This window comes from Paraburkholderia tropica, assembly GCF_900109265.1.
Taxonomy (GTDB): domain Bacteria; phylum Pseudomonadota; class Gammaproteobacteria; order Burkholderiales; family Burkholderiaceae; genus Paraburkholderia; species Paraburkholderia tropica.
Map to the genome: position 1 here is coordinate 363,434 of NZ_FNZM01000007.1, position 18,316 is coordinate 381,749.

The window sequence follows — 18,316 nt, forward strand, 5'->3', positions numbered from 1 at the left end:
ATTGACCGCTAGTCATGCCGCATCACGCATCTTCAGCGCTGCATCGCGGCGTGTCCAATCCGGATTGCTGATCAGCCCTATCACGCGCCCTGATAACAGAAAAAGATGCCGGCGCACGCGTCCTGATCGCGTGACGGCCGGCAAAGGGCACACTTCACATCACAACACAGCACACCGCTGCAAGCCTCAGCCTCCCCCGAGGCTCGGCGACAGCGCACGAAAGATGTGGATGAACGCCGGGCCCATCAGCACGGCGAGCAGCGTGGGGAAGATGCAGAACATCAGCGGAAACAGCAGCTTCAGCGCGATCTTCGCGGCCGATTCCTCGGCGCGCATGCGCCGCCGCGTGCGCAGCGTATCGGACAGCACGCGCAGCGAGGTGCCGATGCTGGTGCCGAAGCGCTCGGCCTGAATCAGCATGGTCGCGAAGCCGTCGATGTCCTCCACGCCGGTGCGCATCGCGAAGTTGCGCAGCGCCTGCTCCTTCGAAAAGCCGGAGCGCATTTCGAGCAGCATCAGGTCGAGTTCGGTGGCGACGACGGGGCTGCGCGGCCGGATTTCCTCGGCCACTTTCATCATCGCCGCGTCGAGGCCAAGACCGGCTTCCACGCACACCGTCATCAGATCGATCGCATCCGGAAAGTCTTCGAAAATCTGCCGGCGACGCCGCGCGATGCAGCGCCTGAGCACGAATCCCGGCAGGTAATAACCGAGTCCCGCGAGCGCTACGAGCGAGAGCGGCAGCACCGCCGTGTTCGGGCGCAACGTCGTGCCGACGAGCGAGAGCGAAGCCGCCAGCGGCAGCGCGAGCGCGAGCGCCGTGCGCGCGCCGAGGAACACCGCGACCGCGCCCGGCGAGCGCCAGCCGGCGTTCATCAGGCGCACGCGCAGCGCCGAGACGTCGCCGTTTTCGTCGGGCGCGGAAAGCTTCGAGAGCGGCGCGGACATCTGCGCGAAGCGCTCGACCCACACCGGCTTGTCGCGTTGCTCGCCCGCGTCGGCGGCATTGCCCGCGAAGCGTGCGCCCGCCGCCTGCTCCGCGCGCCGCTGCAACGTGCGCGGCATGAAGACGAACAGCGCGCTCAGCGTGAGCGCGAACACGCCGCCGAACAGCCCGATCAACACGAGCCATTGTTTGAGTTCGAGCGATTGCATGGTGATCCCCCGTCTTGATCGGTGATTGATATGGGCGATTGCTGGTGATGTGCGATCCGGCCTGCGCCCCGCGCTCACACGCGAATACGCACGATGCGGCGAATCCAGACGGCCCCGCAGATCATCGAGATCACGATGCCGTCGAGCAGCCGGACACCCACCGGGTCGTTCCAGAACACATCGAGAAACGTCGGATTGACAATGCTGATGAGCACCGCCGAGCCGATCGGCAGCATCCCGAGCACCCACGCCGAAAGCCGCCCTTCGGCCGACAGCACGCGCACCTTGTCGAACAGCTTGAAGCGCTCGCGGATCAGCCACGCGATGCTGTCGAACAGTTCGGCGAGATTGCCGCCGGTCTCGCGCTGGATCAGCACGGCGATCACGAGGTAGCGCAGATCGCGCACCGGCATGCGCGTCGCGAGACCGGCCAGCGCGTCGTTGAGCGAGACGCCGTAATTGATCTCGTCGAAGGTGATGCGGAATTCGCCGCCCGCCGGTTCGGCGAACTCGGTGCCTGCCATGTCGATCGCGCTGGAGAACGCATGGCCCGCGCGCAGCGCGCGCGCCAGCATGTCGCAGATATCGGGCAACTGACGCTCGAAGTGACGCAGGCGGCGGGCGCGATGGCGGCGCACGTAGAGCAGCGGCAGCAGTGCGCCCGCCAGCGCCGCGCCGAACGCGCCCGCGAGCGGCACACGCGCGATCGACGCGCCCAGCATCGCGATCAGCGCGAAGGCGGCGCAGGTCGCGCCGAGGCGCCCGAGCGACCACGGCAGGCCCGACTGCATGAGCCACGCGTCGAGCGAGCGCAGGAACGGCAGCGCGCGTGCGAGCGGCGTGGCCGCGCCGAGGCGGCGCGCCTTGAGGATCGACAGCGCTTCGCGGCGCGACGTGCTGCCCGCCGTCAACGCTTCGAGGCGCGCGGCGAGCCGTTTCGCGGCTGCGCCGTGGCGGCCGTTCCACCAGACCCAGGCGCTCTGGCAACTCATGACCACCGCGACGAACAGCAACACGGCGGCGGTGAGGAACGTAGTGTTCATAGCGTTCTCCTCGCGCTCAGGCCACGTCGAAACGGCGGCCCGGATCGAACACCGCATCCGGCAGATTCACGCCGAACGCCGCCAGCCGGTCGCTAAAGCGCGGCCGCACGCCGGTCGCGCAGAAGTGGCCCTGCACGTTGCCCGCCCCGTCGACGCCGGTACGCTTGAACGTGAAGATTTCCTGCATGTTGACGACGTCGCCTTCCATGCCGGTGATCTCCGAAATGCTCATGAGGCGGCGACGCCCGTCGGTCAGGCGCGCGACCTGCACGACCACCGAAATCGCCGAGGCGATCTGCTGGCGCATCGTGCGCGGCGGCAATGCGAGCCCGCCGAGATTGATCATGTTTTCGAGCCGCGTAAGCGCGTCGCGCGGCGTGTTCGCGTGGATCGTCGCGAGCGAGCCTTCGTGGCCGGTGTTCATCGCGTTGAGCATGTCGAGCGCTTCCGCGCCGCGCACTTCGCCGAGGATGATGCGGTCGGGCCGCATGCGCAGCGCGTTGCGCACGAGCGAGCGTTGCGTGATCTCGCCGCGTCCTTCGATATTGGGCGGACGCGTTTCGAGCCGCAGCACGTGGGTCTGGTGCAGTTGCAGTTCGGCGGCGTCCTCGATCGTGACGATGCGCTCGTCGTCGGGAATGAAGGCCGAGAGCACGTTGAGCAGCGTGGTCTTGCCACTGCCCGTTCCGCCCGAGACGAGCATGTTGATCTTCGCGCGCGCGAGCCCGTTGAGCACGTCGGCCATCGGCGGCGTCAGCGTTTGCAGCGCGACCAGGTCCTCGATCATGAGCGGCTTGACGGCGAAGCGGCGGATCGAAACGAGCGGCCCGTCGACCGCGAGCGGCGGAATGATCGCGTTCACGCGCGAGCCGTCCGGCAGGCGCGCATCGACCATCGGGCTCGATTCGTCGATACGGCGGCCCACGCGCGAGACGATCTTCTCGATCACCTTCATCAGATGGGCATCGTCGTAGAACGTAACGTCGGTGAGTTCGAGGCGCCCCTTGCGCTCGACATAGGTCTGGCGCGCGGTGTTGACGAGAATGTCCGACACGCCCGGATCGCGCAGCAGCACCTCGATCGGGCCGAAGCCGAACATCTCGTCGTAGACGTCGATGGCGAGCTGGCGGCGTTCGAGATCGCTGGCGGGCGCCTTCTGCTCTTCGAGCATGCGCGCGATCAGCGTGGCGATCTCCTGGCGGATCTGATCCTGCGGCAGGCGCGTGAGCCGTTCGAGCTCGACACGTTCGAGCACCGCCTGATGCATCTCGTACTTGAGCTTGCGATAGGCGTCCGACTTGATCGAGGCAGCCGCTGCGGCTGCGGCGACCGCCGCCGAGGCGGCCGATGCGCTGGCGACGCCCGCGCCGCTTTTCGCCGTCTCGGCGAGCGCCGGTTCGATGCGCTGGGAAAAAATCTGTTCACGAAGCGACATGACGGGTCTCCGTTAAAGGGTGCCGAGCTTCGGCGTGCCCTGGCGGCCGACGAAGCGGGCGAGCATCGACTCGCGCTTGACGCGTGCGCCGCCGTTCGCGCGCTGCGGCATGACGATGTCGGCGGCGAGCGTTTGCAGGCTGCGCGTGACGGCGCTGCTGCGTGCGGCTTCGGCAATCGGCACGCCGTGGTTGATGGCTTCGCTGACCGCGCGCGCGTCGTCGGCGATCGTCAGTTGCGGCTTGATGCCGAGCACGTCGGGCGCGGCCTCGCGCGCGGCGTCGTCGTAACGCGTGAGGCGGTTGAGCACGAGATGCAGGCTGTCCTGCGCATAGCCGAGTGCGTGCAGGATGTCGAGCAGACGCCGTCCCGCGCGCAGATGCGGCATGCTCGCCTGCAAGACAACATGAATCTCGCTGCTGCGATCGAGCGCCAGCATCGACACCGGATTGATGCTCGGCCCGAGATCGAGAATCACGAAGTCGTAGCGCGGCATGGCCACGCCGAGAATCCATTCCAGCCGTTCCGCGCGAATTTCGGCCGCCTTCACCGGATCGCCCGCGCCCGCGAGAATGTCGAAGCGCGGGCCGGCGTGCGTGACGCTCGCCTCGAAGAACGCGACGTCCATGCGATCGACCTGCGCGCTCAGTTGTTCGAGCGTCGACGGCGGGGTTTCGCCGGTGACGAGAAACGCGGCGTCGCCGTAAAGCTGGTTCAGGTCGATCAGCAACGCGCGCTGCTGATGCGCACTCGCGATCAGATGCGCGACATTGGCCGCGATGAAGCTCGCGCCCACGCCGCCCTTGCACGAAACGAAGGAAATCACGCGCGTGGCATGCGCGCCGGCCGCGCTGCGCTGCTCGCCCGCGCGCTGCAGCGCGTCGCCGATGGCACGGCGCTCCGGCTCGCCCGTGAGCACGTCGCGAAAGCCGGCGCGCATGGCGGCGAGCAGCGCCTCGGGCGACGCTTCGGGAATCAGCAGGATGCAGGTGAGGCGCTCGTGGCGGCGCGTGAGGTCCGCCACGGCGGTGAGGTCGGCGTCGTGCAGCGTGCGCGCGTCGACAATCAACACGTCGAAGGCGTCGAGTGTATCGGCGCGGCCCGCAAGCTGACCGGGCCGCACCGCCGCGCGCGTCGTGCGGTACGCGCCGCACTCGCCGACCAGCCGCACGAGGCTGCTCAGGCGCGCTTCGTCCGTCGAGGTAATGAGTAAATCGATCATGATCGTGTGGCTCCGCTGAGGGCCGCGTTCAGGCGGCCCGTGGCTTCATCGCGCTGTCCGGCTCACGTGCCGCGTGGGGTCAGTGAGTCGTGCCGTTCGTCACGCCCATCGTGAAGGCGTTGTCGGACACGGGCGGCTTCTCGTACGACTCGGTGTAGCGCTTGATCGACGCCGCCGCGGCCTTGCCGTCGATGCCCGGCGACACGTCGACGTGCTGCGCCGCATCCGGTTCGATGATCTGCGCGCGCATGGACGTGCGTACCGCTTCGCCGAAGTGCGCTTCCCAGATCGGCGAGCTGGTCATGCAACCGCCGAGCGCGGCGCCGGCCACGCTCATCGCCAGCAGGCGGCCAATGTGTGCGTAAAGTGTTTTCATGGCGTTCCCCTATCCCTGGATCACTGTGCGCCGGCGGCATGCGCCGCGTCGGCGGGTTCGTCGCTTCCCGTACCGGCCGCCGATGCCAGGCGCCGCGCGGACTGGCCGCTGTTCGCCGCGTCGGGCGTCGCCGCCGATGTTGCGGGCGTCGTGGGCGTCGCAGGCGCTCCCGGCAACGGACCGGGCGCAGAACCCGGTAACTGAGCAGGCATCGGCGCGGGTATCTGAGCGGGCGCTTGCGGCGCAGGCAGCAGGTTGTCGTTGTGCGGCGCATTGGCGGGCGCAGCCGGTGCGGCAGGCGTCGCGAAGCGTCCCGTATTGCGTGCGGCGCGGCCTTCCATGTTGCCGGTGGCGTAGACATCGGCTTCGTTCGGCTGCGAGAAGCTGTCGGTCGGCATCGGCAATTGGGCGAGCGACTTCACGGGCTTCACCAGATGCGGCGTGATGATGAAGATGAGTTCCGATCGGTCCTGCTGGAACGAGGTGCTGCGCAGCAGCGCGCCGAGCACGGGAATCTCGCCGAGCCCCGGCATCGCCTTGAGCGAGCCCGTGATGTTGTTGCGGATCAGCCCGCCGATCGCGAACGACTCGCCATCGGACATCTGCACCGTGGTCGAGGCGCGCCGCGTGGTAATGAGCGGCAGGATCGTCGCGCCGCTCACGTTGGCCGCCGTCAGCGTCACGCCCGTGGGCGACAGCTCCGACACTTCCGGCGCGACCCGCAGGTTGATGTGGCCGTTGCTGAGCACCGTGGGCGTGAACTTGAGCCCCACGCCGAACTCCTGCTGCTGCAGCGTGATCGCCGTCGCGCCCGTGCCCGAGCTGCTCTGCGGCACCGGGATGAACACTTCGCCGCCCGCGAGGAAGGTGGCTTCCTGACCGCTGATGGTGACGAGATTCGGCTCGGCGAGAATCTTCACGAGCTGGTCGGTCTTCTGCGCGTCCATGGCGAGCTTGAATGGCCGGTTATTCGCCTTCGACACGCCGAACACGCTCGACGCGCCCGCGAGCAGATTGCTCACGAGCGCGCCCTGCCATGAGCCGAAGCCCCCCTGGATGTTGACGGCCGCGCCGAGTTCGTCGAGCAGCGTCTTGTCCACTTCGGCCACCTTCACCTCCAGCATCACCTGCTGCGGCGTATCGACGGAGAGCATGTTGAGCACGCCGCCGTTTTTCTGGGCGTTGTTGCCCGACTGGTTCACGCCGAACACCTTGGCGATCTCCACGGCCTGCGCCGCCGCCTGCGCGCTCGACACATGGCCCGCGAGCACGAGATTGTCGGCGGCCGTCGACACGCGGATATCGCGCTCCTCGGGCATCAACTGGGCGAGCGCGGCTTGCAGGCCGCCCGCGTCCGCGCTCACGATCACGTCGATCACCTGACACGCGCCGCTGCGTCCCTGCACGATCATGTTGGTCGTGCCCACCGCCTGGCCGACGAGATAAAGCGTCTGCGGCGAGACCATCGTTGCCTGCGCGATCTCCGGATTGCCGAGCGTGCGGTTGCGCACCGGTTCGTCGACCGGCACCAGCATCGACTTGCCGAGCGGCACGATCACATTGCGCTCCGCACGGATCGAGCCGACGCAGTTCGGTCCGCGCAGCGGCCCCGCGACGGCCTTCGGCGCACCGGCCGCCGGCGTGGGCGCCATGCTGATGGTCATCTGCATCGGACCCTTGCCCATCGGCGCGGGCGCGGTGAGCGCGCCCCTGGAAAACGCCGCGCCTTCGACCAGTTCCTGCGCCACGCCGGGCGTACCGGCGAGCAGTCCCGAGCAGACCATCAAGGCCGTGGCGGCGAGCGCCGGAGCGCGGTCTCGCCCTTGCGCGCAAGCCGCGCGTTTGCTGTGCTTGTTCATGGCTTAACACCCCGTATCGAATCTTGTGGTTCGCGGGCCGCCTTGCGGGACTCGCGTCTGTGCGCCTTGCGCAATCGCGCGGCGCTTTACCGCTCGTACTCAACAACGCGCGCTCAGAAACACTCCTGACTGCCGGTCACGCCCGAGAGCACGCCGATGCAATCGCGTTTCGCTTCCTGATGCGCGGCGTACTTCACGTGCACCACCTTCGGCGCGGCGGGCGCGGGCGCATTGACCGGCGCGGGCGTCTTTTCGTCGAGCAGCGTCTGCTTGGTCGCGCCACCCGTGCTGCCGGTATCGCGATCGACCTGATTGCGCAGCACCAGCGACAAGGTGCCGACGCTGCGCGCGAGATCGAGCTTTTCGGCCTGTTCGGGCGTCACTTCGAGCGTCACCGCGTTGACCACCTTGGGCGCGGTGTCGTCGCGATTCACCTGCTGCGCGACAGCCAGCACGAGAATCTTTTCGAGCACGATCTTCGAAATGCTTTCCTGGTTGTCGGCGCGCTTGACGGCGCCGTCGGTCTGCTGCGTATTCACGATCACGTCGACGAAATTGCCCGGCAGCGCGAAACCCGCCACGCCGACCACGTCGTTGACGCGCACCGTGATCGCACGGCGCCCTTCGCCGATCACCGCCGACAAACCGCCCTTGGTGCCGACCGGCGCGAGCTTCGCCTCCAGCACGGGTTCGCCGTGCGTGAGACCGACGCGCACCACGCGGCCGTCGAGCGACCTGGGCGTGGCGAACGCGCCGGGCGGCACGCTGTCACGCGGCCAGTTGACGGTGCGCACCATCGCTTCGTTGAGTGGCTCGCCGAGATTGATGTCGTTGGCCGCGACCGCGACGGGCACGGTCGCGCCCGACGATGTCTGCACGAGCCAGCGCGACGCGAACACCACGGCGGCGAGGCCGGCCAGCATGGCGATCGCCAGCATGGCAAGAGCACGGCTGTTTTTCATGGTTGACTCCTCGTCAAAAACGCGTCGTCCGGCAGGGGGCCTCGCGCCGCTTGCATGCGGTCCGTCCACGCTGGCCGGGCACGCTCGAAAAAACGATGTCTGGAACCCGCTCGATGAAAGCCGGTTATGGGATGGAATGGCTGAGCACGATGAGCGTGCCGGCGGCAATCGCACCCGCGTAGGGAATCGTGCCCACCGAACCGCCCGGCAGATGCTCCAGCGAGCCGCGCCCGCGCGTGCCGTGCAGCATGGAGCCCAGCAGCCAGGCGACGTTCGCGCACAGCGCGCGCACGCGCCGTCGGGCAATCACCAGGGCGAGCGCCCAGCCGCCGCCGATCAGCCCCGCGAACAGCGCGACATCGAGCGTCGCGTCGGCGCCCAGCCAGCCGCCTACGAGCATGAGGAGCTTGACGTCGCCTGCCGCCATGCCGCCGAGCAGATACACCGGAAAGAGCAACGCGAAGCCCGTGAGCACGCCTGCGAGCCAGTGAAGGCCGCCGGTCTGCGCGCCGTCGAGCCAGAGCTGCGCCGCCAGCGAGGCGACAAGGCCCGCCGCGATGAGCCGATTCGGCACGCGTCGCGCCGTGAGGTCCGTGCTCGCCGCCAGGATGACCGACAAGGTCACGCCGAGCGGAATCGGCTGCACCGAAAAATGCGAGATGATCATGATGTACCCCGTTTCGATTGTTTTTGTTCGAGCGCTTTTGCGCCTTTCTTTGCGCCGTTTTTCGATCTGTTCTGCCCGCGATCGCGGCGCCTGGTCTGTGCACGTGAAGCCGTTTCCGGTTCCGTATCGTCCGGCTGATCTTGTGCCGGAATTTGATTCGTTATCCGAATCAGGGTGGGCGTTCGTGGCGCCCACCCGCATCACTTTCCCGTTACTTCGGCAGCGCGTTCGAGATCTTGGTGAACGCGGTGTTGATCTGCGTGCCGAGCGTCGTGACGATCGTCACGATCACCGCTGCGATCAGTGCGACGATCATGCCGTACTCGACGGCCGTCGCGCCGCGTTCGTCCTTGATGAAACCGTTTGCCGTAGCGATAAGCTTTTTCATGATGAACCCCGTTAATGTGGACATTGATTCGTTATCCGAAACCCGTTGGACGTTCGTGACGCCCACCGGTATCACGCCCGCGTTACTTCGGCAGCGCGTTCGAGATCTTGGTGAACGCAGTGTTGATCTGCGTGCCGAGCGTCGTGACGATCGTCACGATCACGGCCGCGATCAGCGCGACGATCATGCCGTACTCGACGGCCGTCGCACCGCGTTCGTCTTTGATGAAACCGTTTGCCGTGGCGATAAGCTTTTTCATGATGTACCCCGTAAAAGTGAACTTTGATTCGGTATCCGAAACCCGGTGAACGCTCGCGGCGCTCACCCGTGTTGCTTCCCGTTACTTCGGCAGCGCGTTCGAGATCGCGGTGAACGCGTTGTTGATCTGCGTGCCGAGCGTCGTGACCACCGTCACGATCACGGCCGCAATCAGCGCGACGATCATGCCGTACTCGACAGCCGTCGCTCCGCGTTCATCCTTGATAAAACCCTTTGCTGTAGCACTAAGCGTTTGCATGATTAACTCCATTGAGTTTGGTTGATACCCCCCGAATTGCCTGCGCGTTCCTGGCCGATTGCACTGTGTATTTGATTGCATCGTTCAGGCGATTCCGTTTTACGCGCCGCGCCATTCGTCTAATGTTCGATTTCGCACGTTAATCTCGATTTACGCGATTAAATCGGGTTTTCCATTAAAACCCAACTGCACTTTCGCACACTGAATTGATATTGATAGTAATTATCATCCGCAAACCGATGATGACGGATAAAAACATCGGGAATTCCCCGATTATTTACCCCAATCTGTTGCCGATAACCTGCCCTCGCCCTCAGGTCTCATGGCGCCGCACCCCAAGCCACACGAGCCTTCCGAGGCCACCAGGGCGTCTGACACAGTTGCATTGAATTGGATTTAATGGCGTGACCGTCATAGCATCGCTTATATAACGACACTCAATAGTATGATTATTTCAATATTTGATTATAAAAACATCGTACAAACCCGAATAAAAACACACGCTCAAGAATGAATTTTTTCCAAAATGGCGCGCCTTAAAAACTCACTTAAAATAAAACATCAAACCTTACAATTTAATTATATTCAATATATCAGCACCATCGGACGACTCTATAAAACCACCCCCTTAAAATCCGCGATTGGTTTGATGGCGCACGCAAGACGCTGGCATTTCGTAATAGATTGGCTCCGACTGACAGCCGTGCGCCCCCAGACCAGGCGGCGATGCCGGAAAACGGCAAGCCACAGCGCGTGCTTTCAGCCCAACAAGAAAGGAGACCTATCATGCACAAGCCCATGAGTGCAGCGGCGTTCAGCAAGGTTGCGGACCGGCGGGGGAACAGCGTTAACGGCGCGCGCAATCGAGCGCGGCCCGGAGAACGAATCAGTCGGGGACGACGGAGGCAGCGCGGATCGGCCATCGTCGAATTCGCGCTCGTCCTGCCGCTGTTGCTGACACTGCTATTCGGCATCGTCGAACTGGGCTTCGTGCTCTACGACAAGACCGTCATCACCAGTGCGAGCCGCGCAGCCGTGCGGCAAGGCGTGGCGTTCGGCGAGACTTCCACGGGCACGCCCTACTATATGTCCGCCACGTCGGTCGGGCAGATCGCCACCGGCGGCCTGTCGACCATGCTGATCAACTTCAGCTCCACGAATCAGCCCAGCGTCACGCTCACCAGTTGCACGGCGTCCAACAGCTGCACGACGGGCGCCGGATGCAGCGCCGGCAATTCGCTGACCGTGACCGTCAGCTACACGTTTCAGGGACTGCTGCTCGGCGCGGCGCTCAGCCCGTTTCCGGCCGCGTTCAACAACATCCTCACGCTGACCTCGTCGACGATGATGAGTTGCGAATAACGGCACGCGAGCCCGCTTTTCAGGAGTTCACAGCATGAACAAGATCTTTACGGGCCGCCGCGCACGCCGCCAACGCGGCGCGGTCGCCGTCCAGGTGGCGTTGCTTCTGATCACACTGCTCGGCAGCGCCGCGATGGCGATCGATATCGGACGCTGGGTCGTCGTGCGTCACCAGTTGCAGAACGCCGCCGATGCGGCCGCGCTCGCGGGCGTGCGCGCGTTGCCGGGTCAACTGGCCGCGAGCGCTGTGCCCGCGGTCTGGACAACGGCCTCGACAGCCGCGAGCGCGGCCGCCACGCAATATGCCTCGGCAAACACCGCCGACGGACAGGCCGCCGCCGCGAAAACCATCAGCGTCGGTTACTGGGACGTGGCCAACGTGCCATCGAGCGTCCCCGCTTCACTGCCGCAGACGATCACCTCGGCGACGGTCAAGCCCGCGGTGATCGTTACCGTGGGCCTCGCGGACGGCGCGAACCTGCCGCTCGTGCTCGGCGCACTGGTCGGCGTGCCATCGCTCTCCGCAAGCGCGACGGCGGTGGCGGTCGTATCCGCGCCGGGCGTGGCGCTGTCGGGCGCGCTTTTCCCGATCGCGCTGAACCAGTGCGTCTATCAGAATGCGGCGTACTGGAAAAACGGCCAGCCGATTAGCGGCGTCGAAATCGAAATCGGCAACGGTGCGCCGTCGAACTGCATCGGCGCCGCCGCGCAATGGACCGCGCTGACGCTCGACTCCAATTCGAGCGCCTATGGGCCGTGTTCGGGCATGAGTCCGAGCAGCGTGACGGCCGCCAAATGCCTGATGACCTCGGGCAACGGACCCGCGCTCTCGACCGGCGCGAAAATCTCGATCCAGCCCGGCGTGGAATCGTCGATCTACAACAACTTCCCGTTGACGCCGCCGCTGCTGGTGACGGTGCCCGTGGTGGGCGACAGCAGCATCATGAGCGGAAGCGGCAGCGGCGGCGACACGCCTGTCGTCGGTTTTGCCTCGCTTCAAATCGACTACGTGATTGGTGCGAATGGCAAGTCCACGCCCGCGTGCAACAACAACGCCGCGTGCTCCGGGCCGCCCTGCAAGAAGTGCGTGATCGCGCATCTGATCGCGGCGCGCGCGGGCAGCACCACCGCGGGCGGCACGACCTCGTCATACTATGGCGCGCTCACGCCGCCGGTGCTCGCGGCGTTGCCGTCAAGCGCGTGGTACTGAAGCCATGTTTTAAAGCCGTGTTTTCAAGCGGTTTTTGAAACGGCCATGGGCGCGCCTGCGTTCATGGCCATCACTCACCGAACGGCGTTCGTCAAGTGCATGTGCAGGAAAAGTCCCTTGCCGCGCCACGCATGAATACCGTTCGCTGAGTGCGCCGGCCCGGCGGCGCGCCTCGATTCCTCGCTTTCTCCCTCGCCGCGCCATTCTTCCGCGAAGTGCAACGCACTTCTTCGCGTGGCGCAATTTCTCGCACCTGGCCGAACCACTATGCTGCGTCCGCTCGTTTGCGCGAGCCGATCGATACGTCGATCGATACGACGATTGCTACGTTCGCAACGTTCGGTTTTGGACCTCACACCGTACTCAAACAATGAAAAATGTCGTCATTTCAGGGGCGATTGGCACGCTGACCGCCATCGCGGGCGCCTCGTCGGCCCATGCACAAAGCTCGGTAACCTTGTACGGCATCGTCGATACGGCGCTGCGCTATCAAACCAATGCCGCCGCCGACGGCAAGGACCTGATGAGCATGGCCGTCGGTCCAGAAACCCATAGCCGCTGGGGTCTGCGCGGCAGCGAGGATCTGGGCGGCGGCGTGTCCGCCATCTTTCGCCTCGAGAATGGTTTCGAGTTGAATAGCGGCGAAATGCACGTCGCCAATACGCTATTCAGCCGTCAGGCCTACGTGGGCCTGTCGAGCGAACGCTACGGCACGGTCACCCTCGGCAATCAATATGCGCCGCTCTACGACACGATGGGCGACATATTCGACCCGCTCACCGTGGGTAATTACTGGCAGGACAGCTGGATGTGGAACGGCATCGGCCCGTATCTGACGATCAACAACAGCGTCAAATACAAGCTGAGCAGCAACGGGCTGACCATCGACGCGATTTACGGCTTCGGCAATCACGCCGGATCGGTAGGCCTCGGCAGCAGCTATGGCGTCGAATTGAGCTATGCGCGCGGCCCGGCGATGCTCGGTGCAGGCTTTCAGCAGACCTCGGTCAGCAGCGCGTCGGGCAGCATCATTAATGGCGCGAAGATCAATCTGCTGCACGTCAGCGGCGCGTATCAGATCACGCCTGCCGTGCGTCTGCTCGCCGGCTGGATCCGCGCTCAGGATCAGACCGGCACGACCGACACCAACATGCAGCAATCGGGCGCGCCCAAACTGCCCGGCAGCAGCCCGAATCGTATCGACAACACGTTCTATATCGGCGCGAACTGGCAAGCGACGCGGCCGTTGCTGATTACCGTGGCCGGGTATTACGGCCGCACGCGCAACGCCGAACTGCTCGACGGCAAGCTCGGCTCGGGCGTCAACTATTCGGCGACCGTGCTGGCGGAATATTCGCTGTCGAAGCATACGGAGATCTACGGCACGGCGGACTTCTCGCGCGGCACAGGCGCGTTCGCCGCCGATTATCCGGGCACGACCGACACGCTCACGGGCACCGTCGACAAGCTCGGGCGCAGCAACAACGTCGGCGCGGCGATTGGCATTCGCAAGATTTTCTGATCGATGCATAGACGCGCGGCGCGGATCCGTTTTCGAATCCGCGCCGCGCAGTGCTTGACCGAAGCGCTATTTCGACGCCTGCGACTGGCCGCCGCCCTGTGCGGAAGGGTCGTCGTAATCGGGCAGCGCCTTGCGCTCGTCGAGCGCATTCGCGCGACTCTGCAAATAGCCGTCACGCACGAAACTGTATTTGTCGAGCGCCGCCATCTCCAGCAGATCGGTGGCGCCGAGCATATGCGAGCGCGTGCTCACCACGTTCACGCCGAAAAGCGGCGTACTCGCCACGAACGGCATGAACGTCGTCGGGTTGACCGCGCTCGACACCAGCAGACCGCCCGCATCGCGAACCGAACTCGGGCCGAACAGCGGCAACACCAGATACGGTCCGGACGGCACGCCGTAATGCCCGAGCGTGAGGCCGAAGTCCTGATGATGTTTGGGCAGACCGGCGGGCGTCGCCCAGTCGAGCAGGCCGCCGATACCGAAAGTCGAATTCATCGCGAAGCGCATCAGATCTTCAGTGGCGTCGGTGACTTTCAGCTGCATCAGGTCGTTGACGAAGTTGCCGACATCGCCAAGATTTGAAAAGAGATTGCCCACAGCCGTTTGCAGCGGCTCCGGCATTACGTGTGCGTAGGCGCTGGCAACGGGCTTCGCCACATCGCGGTCGAGGCCCTCGTTGAACGAGAACATCGCGCGATTCATCGGTTCGAGCGGATCGTCGGCTTCGCGGCGACCGGTCGTGGCGCACGCGCTCAATACCATCAGCGCGGCGAGACTCAAGGTCCGCGCGGCACGGCGCACGAGGGTGTTTGACTTCATAAACAGCTTGATAGGTGGAGACTCAGGCGGGTAAAACGCCCTTCCCTTTGTTGTTATCGGTACACAATATTGATGCGCAATATCGAGCGCAACAACCATGCGGATGCGTGCAACGCTAGCTGATACCGCCCGGCACGCCGTCCACCATGAACGCCAGCACGACTTCCTCGCAATTCACCGAACGCTGACCGCGCGTGCAAGGCCGATACACGATATCGCCGCGCCGCACGCGCAGGCCGCTCAGAACACACAGCGTCGAGCGCCGCGCCACGCCCCGGACCCACAGTTGCTCGGCGTAATGTCCGAGCGTGGCATCGCACCAGCAGATCAGAATCGAGCGATCGGAGACGCGATCGACAATCGTAAAGCTCGACGTATGCGGATTGCGCACGCCATGTCGGGCCGCCGCGCTCTTCTTCCACGCCTCCCAGCGCTGGTGCTGCCCGGAGAGAATGGCTCGCGCCAGTTCGTCGTCCGGCGACGAGATTCTTCCAAGCAGCGCAACAGTGCTTTCCCAAACGAGGTGGGTATTCGCGTCGTTCAAACTCATTCTCCGAAACGGGGAAAAAGCGAATCAGCTTCCGAAGTAGATATTGCAGAACGACACCGGACCGACGCATTCGTCTTTCTTGTCGCCTTGCTTGTGGTGTTCGACGCGGCCAAAACCATGATCGGACGACGCGTCCTGATTCACGGCGGCGTTTTCGGCAGCAGCGGACGGCTGCGCATGATTGCCCTGAGCATGGGCGGTAGCGGCGCACAACGAAACGGCAATCACGAGGCAATGCAGAACTTTCACGACTTTTCTCCTTACTGGCGGCGTCACAGTGCCGCAACAGTGCGAACTATAGTTCGGTGTTCTGCACCGATTAAGCCTGCCTGAAGCAAGGGTCCGTTCCATGCATTCCGCTGGCGAAACGCGTAAAACCAATGTTTTCGCCAGCGCACGATCGGCAATACAGCACTGCGCAAAGCGAAAAAATAACAACGTGAAAGCCAGGGCTATTCGCAGATAACCCGTAAAGGTCCATTTCCACACCGCGACTATATGTAGCAGGGTCGAGGCCGTAACATCGCTTCCGGCTAGACAGACGACACAGCGTGCTCGTCATATCTATTGAGCGGTTCTCACCGAATTCAGCGTCTTTGCGCGTTCCATTGCGTGTTATCGCCGACCGCGAAGCATGGATTCGATGAGATCAGGCAATGCGACGCTTCAGCGACTCGATGCCGTTGAAGCAATTGTGGAAATCATCTTGCGCTTAGGCGCCGGCGAATGACCATCTTGGAAAATTCACAACGTGACGCGCTAACGCGACCGGAACAGTCCGCACACTCGCGCGGCAAATCCGGAAACGACTTCGACAAGGTCGACGTTCTCTTCATTGGCGGCGGCATCATGAGCGCGACGCTCGGCGTGCTGCTGCACGAACTCGAACCCGGCTGGTCGATGACCATGGTCGAACGGCTCGACGACGTGGCCGCCGAAAGTTCGAATGGCTGGAATAACGCAGGCACGGGCCACACGGCGCTGGCGGAACTGAACTATACGCCACGCACCGCGTCCGGTTCGATCGACATCGCCAAGGCCGTGCGTATCAACGAGGACTTTCAGGTCTCGCGGCAATTCTGGGCGTGGGGCGTGAGCCGCGGCATTCTCAAACAACCGCGTTCGTTCATCAATTCCACGCCCCATATGAGTTTCGTCTGGGGCGACGAGAACGTGCGTTTCCTGAAAGCGCGCCATGAAGCGCTGCAAACCAATGCGCTGTTCCAGAGCATGCAGTATTCGGAATCGCATCGCGAGATCGCGCAATGGGCGCCGCTCATGATGGAGGGCCGCGACCGGCGCCAGAAAGTGGCGGCTACGTGGTCGTCGATTGGCACCGATGTGAATTTCGGCGAAATCACCCATCAATTCGTGCGCTATCTGGAAAGCCAGTCGAATTTCAATCTGCTGCTCAATAGCGACGTCCGGCAGATCTCGCGCAACGACGACGGCAGTTGGCGCGTGACCGTGGGCAATCATCAATCGCATGCGCAAACGCGCCGTATCGACGCGCGTTTCGTGTTCGTGGGCGCAGGCGGCGGTTCGCTGCCGCTGCTCCAGGAAGCCGGCATTCCCGAAGCGAAGGAATATGGCGGCTTTCCGGTGGGCGGCTCGTTTCTCGTCACCGAAAACAGCGACATCACGAGCCGGCATTTCGCCAAGGCTTATGGCAAGGCGTCGGTCGGTTCGCCGCCGATGTCGGTGCCGCATCTGGACACGCGCATTCTCGACGGCAAAAAGGCACTCCTGTTCGGGCCGTTCGCCACCTTCTCCACCAAGTTCCTCAAGAACGGCTCGTATAGCGATCTGCTCGCGAGCACGCGCATGAACAATATCGTGCCGATGGTGCGCGTGGGCCTCTCCGAGTTTTCGCTGATCAAATATCTCGCCGGTCAACTGATGCTGTCCGATGCCGATCGCCTGAAGACGCTGCAGGAATATCTGCCGCGCGCGCAACAACAGGATTGGCGTCTCTGGCAAGCGGGCCAGCGCGTGCAAATCATCAAGCGCGACAAGGTCAAGGGCGGCGTGCTCAAACTCGGCACCGAAATCGTCTGTTCGAAGGACGGCAGTATGGCGGGTTTGCTCGGCGCTTCGCCGGGTGCTTCCACGGCCGCACCGATCATGCTGAATCTGCTCGACATGGCGTTCAAGGAGCGGCTGCGTTCGCCCGCATGGCAGGCGAAGATCCGCCAGATCATTCCGGGCTACGGCACGCAGCTCTCGGCGAATCCGCGCAAGGCGCTCGAATCGTTGAATGCGACCAGCGAGGCGCTGCAATTGAGCGCGCCGCCGATGTGGACGCCAAAGGGCCGCGAAGCCGCGCATGCCGCAAACACGGCCAGCGCCGCCGCTTCTCAACGCTCGCTGGCTTGATATCCGCGTGCCCGTTTCACCGCGAAGTCCGAACTCCATGAGCGAATTGCAGAGGGAATTGCAGATGAATAGCGCGCAGCCTGCCGCTTACGTCATCCAGGGCGTGACCCACAAAGGCAAGACTTTCCGGCCGAGCGACTGGTCGGAACGCCTCGCCGGTGCAATGTCGAGTTTCGGTCCGCCCGCGCGCGGCGTGAGAAAGGAAGACACGCACCTGCGTTACTCGCCCTACGTGTGCCCGATGATTATCGGCAACCTGAAATGCGTGGTGCTCGACGCGCGGTTGCGCGACGTCGCGCCCTACGCGTTTGATTTCGTGCTGCGGTTCGCGAAAGACAACGATCTCGTGGTGGAGAGACAGGGCTAGCAACATTCCATCGAGGATTCCCCACAATCCCGTCGTTTTCAACATAGAAGTCGATTTTCAAGCTGCGAGAGGTCTAGCATGGCAGAAGCCGCAAAAAAACCGAGGCCGGAATACCGGAACATCGGGATTGGGCAGATATTGTTCGCATACCGCCTGCCGTTGGCCGGTCGCGTATCGATCGGTCACCGCGTGAGCGGTGCACTTCTATTCCTGTTCCTCCCTTTCATCCTGTTCCTGTTCGACCAGAGCCTCACCTCCGAACTCAGCTTCGAGGTCTTCAAGGGCTTCCTCTCGAACATCATCGTCAAGCTCGTCGTGCTCGTGCTCGGCTGGGCCTTCCTCTTCCACTTCTGCGCCGGCGTGCGCCACCTGTTCATGGACTTCAACCATGACCTCGCGGCCAAAGAAAAGGGCAAGTCGACCTCGCTCGTCGTCGTCGTCATCTCCACGATCCTCACGATCGCCTTCGCGGCAAAACTCTTCG

The 18,316-nt window shown here is 63.8% G+C and carries 20 protein-coding genes; 6 read left to right on the forward strand and 14 right to left on the reverse strand.

What is annotated here, in order from left to right; all coding sequences use genetic code 11:
- Positions 1 to 186: 186 nt before the first annotated feature.
- From BMY06_RS13990 to BMY06_RS14040, 11 genes are all read right to left on the reverse strand, one after another.
- Complete coding sequence (locus tag BMY06_RS13990; RefSeq protein WP_065058573.1) at positions 187 to 1,155, reverse strand: type II secretion system F family protein; 969 nt, start codon at positions 1,153 to 1,155, stop codon at positions 187 to 189.
- Between the two features lie 74 nt (positions 1,156 to 1,229).
- Positions 1,230 to 2,198: a type II secretion system F family protein gene (locus tag BMY06_RS13995; RefSeq protein ID WP_074983739.1), complete on the reverse strand. Its 969-nt coding sequence runs from the start codon at positions 2,196 to 2,198 to the stop codon at positions 1,230 to 1,232.
- A 16-nt stretch (positions 2,199 to 2,214) separates the two neighbouring features.
- The gene (locus BMY06_RS14000; RefSeq protein WP_065058576.1) at positions 2,215 to 3,633 is read right to left on the reverse strand and encodes a TadA family conjugal transfer-associated ATPase; all 1,419 of its coding nucleotides are present in this window, start codon (positions 3,631 to 3,633) and stop codon (positions 2,215 to 2,217) included.
- 12 nt (positions 3,634 to 3,645) lie between these two features.
- Complete coding sequence (locus BMY06_RS14005) at positions 3,646 to 4,854, reverse strand: CpaE/TadZ family protein (RefSeq protein WP_074983740.1); 1,209 nt, start codon at positions 4,852 to 4,854, stop codon at positions 3,646 to 3,648.
- Positions 4,855 to 4,933: 79 nt separating this feature from the next.
- Positions 4,934 to 5,230, reverse strand: coding sequence for a hypothetical protein (locus BMY06_RS14010; RefSeq protein ID WP_074983742.1), 297 nt, complete (start codon positions 5,228 to 5,230; stop codon positions 4,934 to 4,936).
- Positions 5,231 to 5,250: 20 nt separating this feature from the next.
- On the reverse strand, positions 5,251 to 7,089 hold the full coding sequence (locus BMY06_RS14015) for a type II and III secretion system protein family protein (protein ID WP_074983744.1): 1,839 nt from the start codon (positions 7,087 to 7,089) through the stop codon (positions 5,251 to 5,253).
- 113 nt (positions 7,090 to 7,202) lie between these two features.
- Complete coding sequence (cpaB, locus tag BMY06_RS14020) at positions 7,203 to 8,051, reverse strand: Flp pilus assembly protein CpaB (protein WP_065058582.1); 849 nt, start codon at positions 8,049 to 8,051, stop codon at positions 7,203 to 7,205.
- 124 nt (positions 8,052 to 8,175) lie between these two features.
- Positions 8,176 to 8,715 (reverse strand): A24 family peptidase, encoded by a 540-nt coding sequence (locus BMY06_RS14025; RefSeq protein WP_065058614.1) that lies wholly within the window; start codon positions 8,713 to 8,715, stop codon positions 8,176 to 8,178.
- Positions 8,716 to 8,929: 214 nt separating this feature from the next.
- Positions 8,930 to 9,106, reverse strand: coding sequence for a Flp family type IVb pilin (locus BMY06_RS14030; RefSeq protein ID WP_074983745.1), 177 nt, complete (start codon positions 9,104 to 9,106; stop codon positions 8,930 to 8,932).
- Between the two features lie 82 nt (positions 9,107 to 9,188).
- On the reverse strand, positions 9,189 to 9,365 hold the full coding sequence (locus tag BMY06_RS14035; protein WP_074983745.1) for a Flp family type IVb pilin: 177 nt from the start codon (positions 9,363 to 9,365) through the stop codon (positions 9,189 to 9,191).
- An 81-nt stretch (positions 9,366 to 9,446) separates the two neighbouring features.
- Positions 9,447 to 9,623: a Flp family type IVb pilin gene (locus BMY06_RS14040; protein WP_074983747.1), complete on the reverse strand. Its 177-nt coding sequence runs from the start codon at positions 9,621 to 9,623 to the stop codon at positions 9,447 to 9,449.
- 885 nt (positions 9,624 to 10,508) lie between these two features.
- Between BMY06_RS14040 and BMY06_RS14045 the strand changes: the two genes are divergently transcribed.
- From BMY06_RS14045 to BMY06_RS14055, 3 genes are all read left to right on the forward strand, one after another.
- Positions 10,509 to 10,985, forward strand: coding sequence for a TadE family protein (locus tag BMY06_RS14045; protein WP_373681611.1), 477 nt, complete (start codon positions 10,509 to 10,511; stop codon positions 10,983 to 10,985).
- Between the two features lie 34 nt (positions 10,986 to 11,019).
- Complete coding sequence (locus tag BMY06_RS14050; RefSeq protein WP_074983748.1) at positions 11,020 to 12,195, forward strand: pilus assembly protein TadG-related protein; 1,176 nt, start codon at positions 11,020 to 11,022, stop codon at positions 12,193 to 12,195.
- Positions 12,196 to 12,565: 370 nt separating this feature from the next.
- Positions 12,566 to 13,717 (forward strand): porin, encoded by a 1,152-nt coding sequence (locus BMY06_RS14055; RefSeq protein ID WP_074983750.1) that lies wholly within the window; start codon positions 12,566 to 12,568, stop codon positions 13,715 to 13,717.
- Between the two features lie 66 nt (positions 13,718 to 13,783).
- Here BMY06_RS14055 and BMY06_RS14060 read toward each other — a convergent pair whose 3' ends face one another.
- From BMY06_RS14060 to BMY06_RS14070, 3 genes are all read right to left on the reverse strand, one after another.
- Positions 13,784 to 14,539, reverse strand: coding sequence for an MlaA family lipoprotein (locus BMY06_RS14060; RefSeq protein WP_065058587.1), 756 nt, complete (start codon positions 14,537 to 14,539; stop codon positions 13,784 to 13,786).
- A 115-nt stretch (positions 14,540 to 14,654) separates the two neighbouring features.
- A complete protein-coding gene (locus BMY06_RS38125) occupies positions 14,655 to 15,089 on the reverse strand; it encodes a DUF3331 domain-containing protein (RefSeq protein WP_065058588.1) in 435 nt (144 codons plus the stop codon).
- Between the two features lie 24 nt (positions 15,090 to 15,113).
- Positions 15,114 to 15,338, reverse strand: coding sequence for a hypothetical protein (locus tag BMY06_RS14070; protein ID WP_074983753.1), 225 nt, complete (start codon positions 15,336 to 15,338; stop codon positions 15,114 to 15,116).
- Positions 15,339 to 15,815: 477 nt separating this feature from the next.
- On the opposite strand from BMY06_RS14070, the gene mqo reads away from it, so the two are divergent.
- The 3 genes from mqo to sdhC all read left to right on the forward strand — a co-directional run.
- Entirely contained in the window at positions 15,816 to 17,465 is a 1,650-nt protein-coding gene (mqo, locus tag BMY06_RS14075) for a malate dehydrogenase (quinone) (RefSeq protein WP_080180493.1), read from the forward strand.
- 64 nt (positions 17,466 to 17,529) lie between these two features.
- Positions 17,530 to 17,832 carry a DUF3579 domain-containing protein gene (locus BMY06_RS14080; RefSeq protein ID WP_065058617.1) on the forward strand — a complete coding sequence of 101 codons (303 nt, stop codon included), beginning with the start codon at positions 17,530 to 17,532 and terminating at the stop codon, positions 17,830 to 17,832.
- A 78-nt stretch (positions 17,833 to 17,910) separates the two neighbouring features.
- Positions 17,911 to 18,316: succinate dehydrogenase, cytochrome b556 subunit (sdhC, locus tag BMY06_RS14085; protein ID WP_074981342.1), on the forward strand; the 406-nt coding region annotated here is incomplete at its 3' end.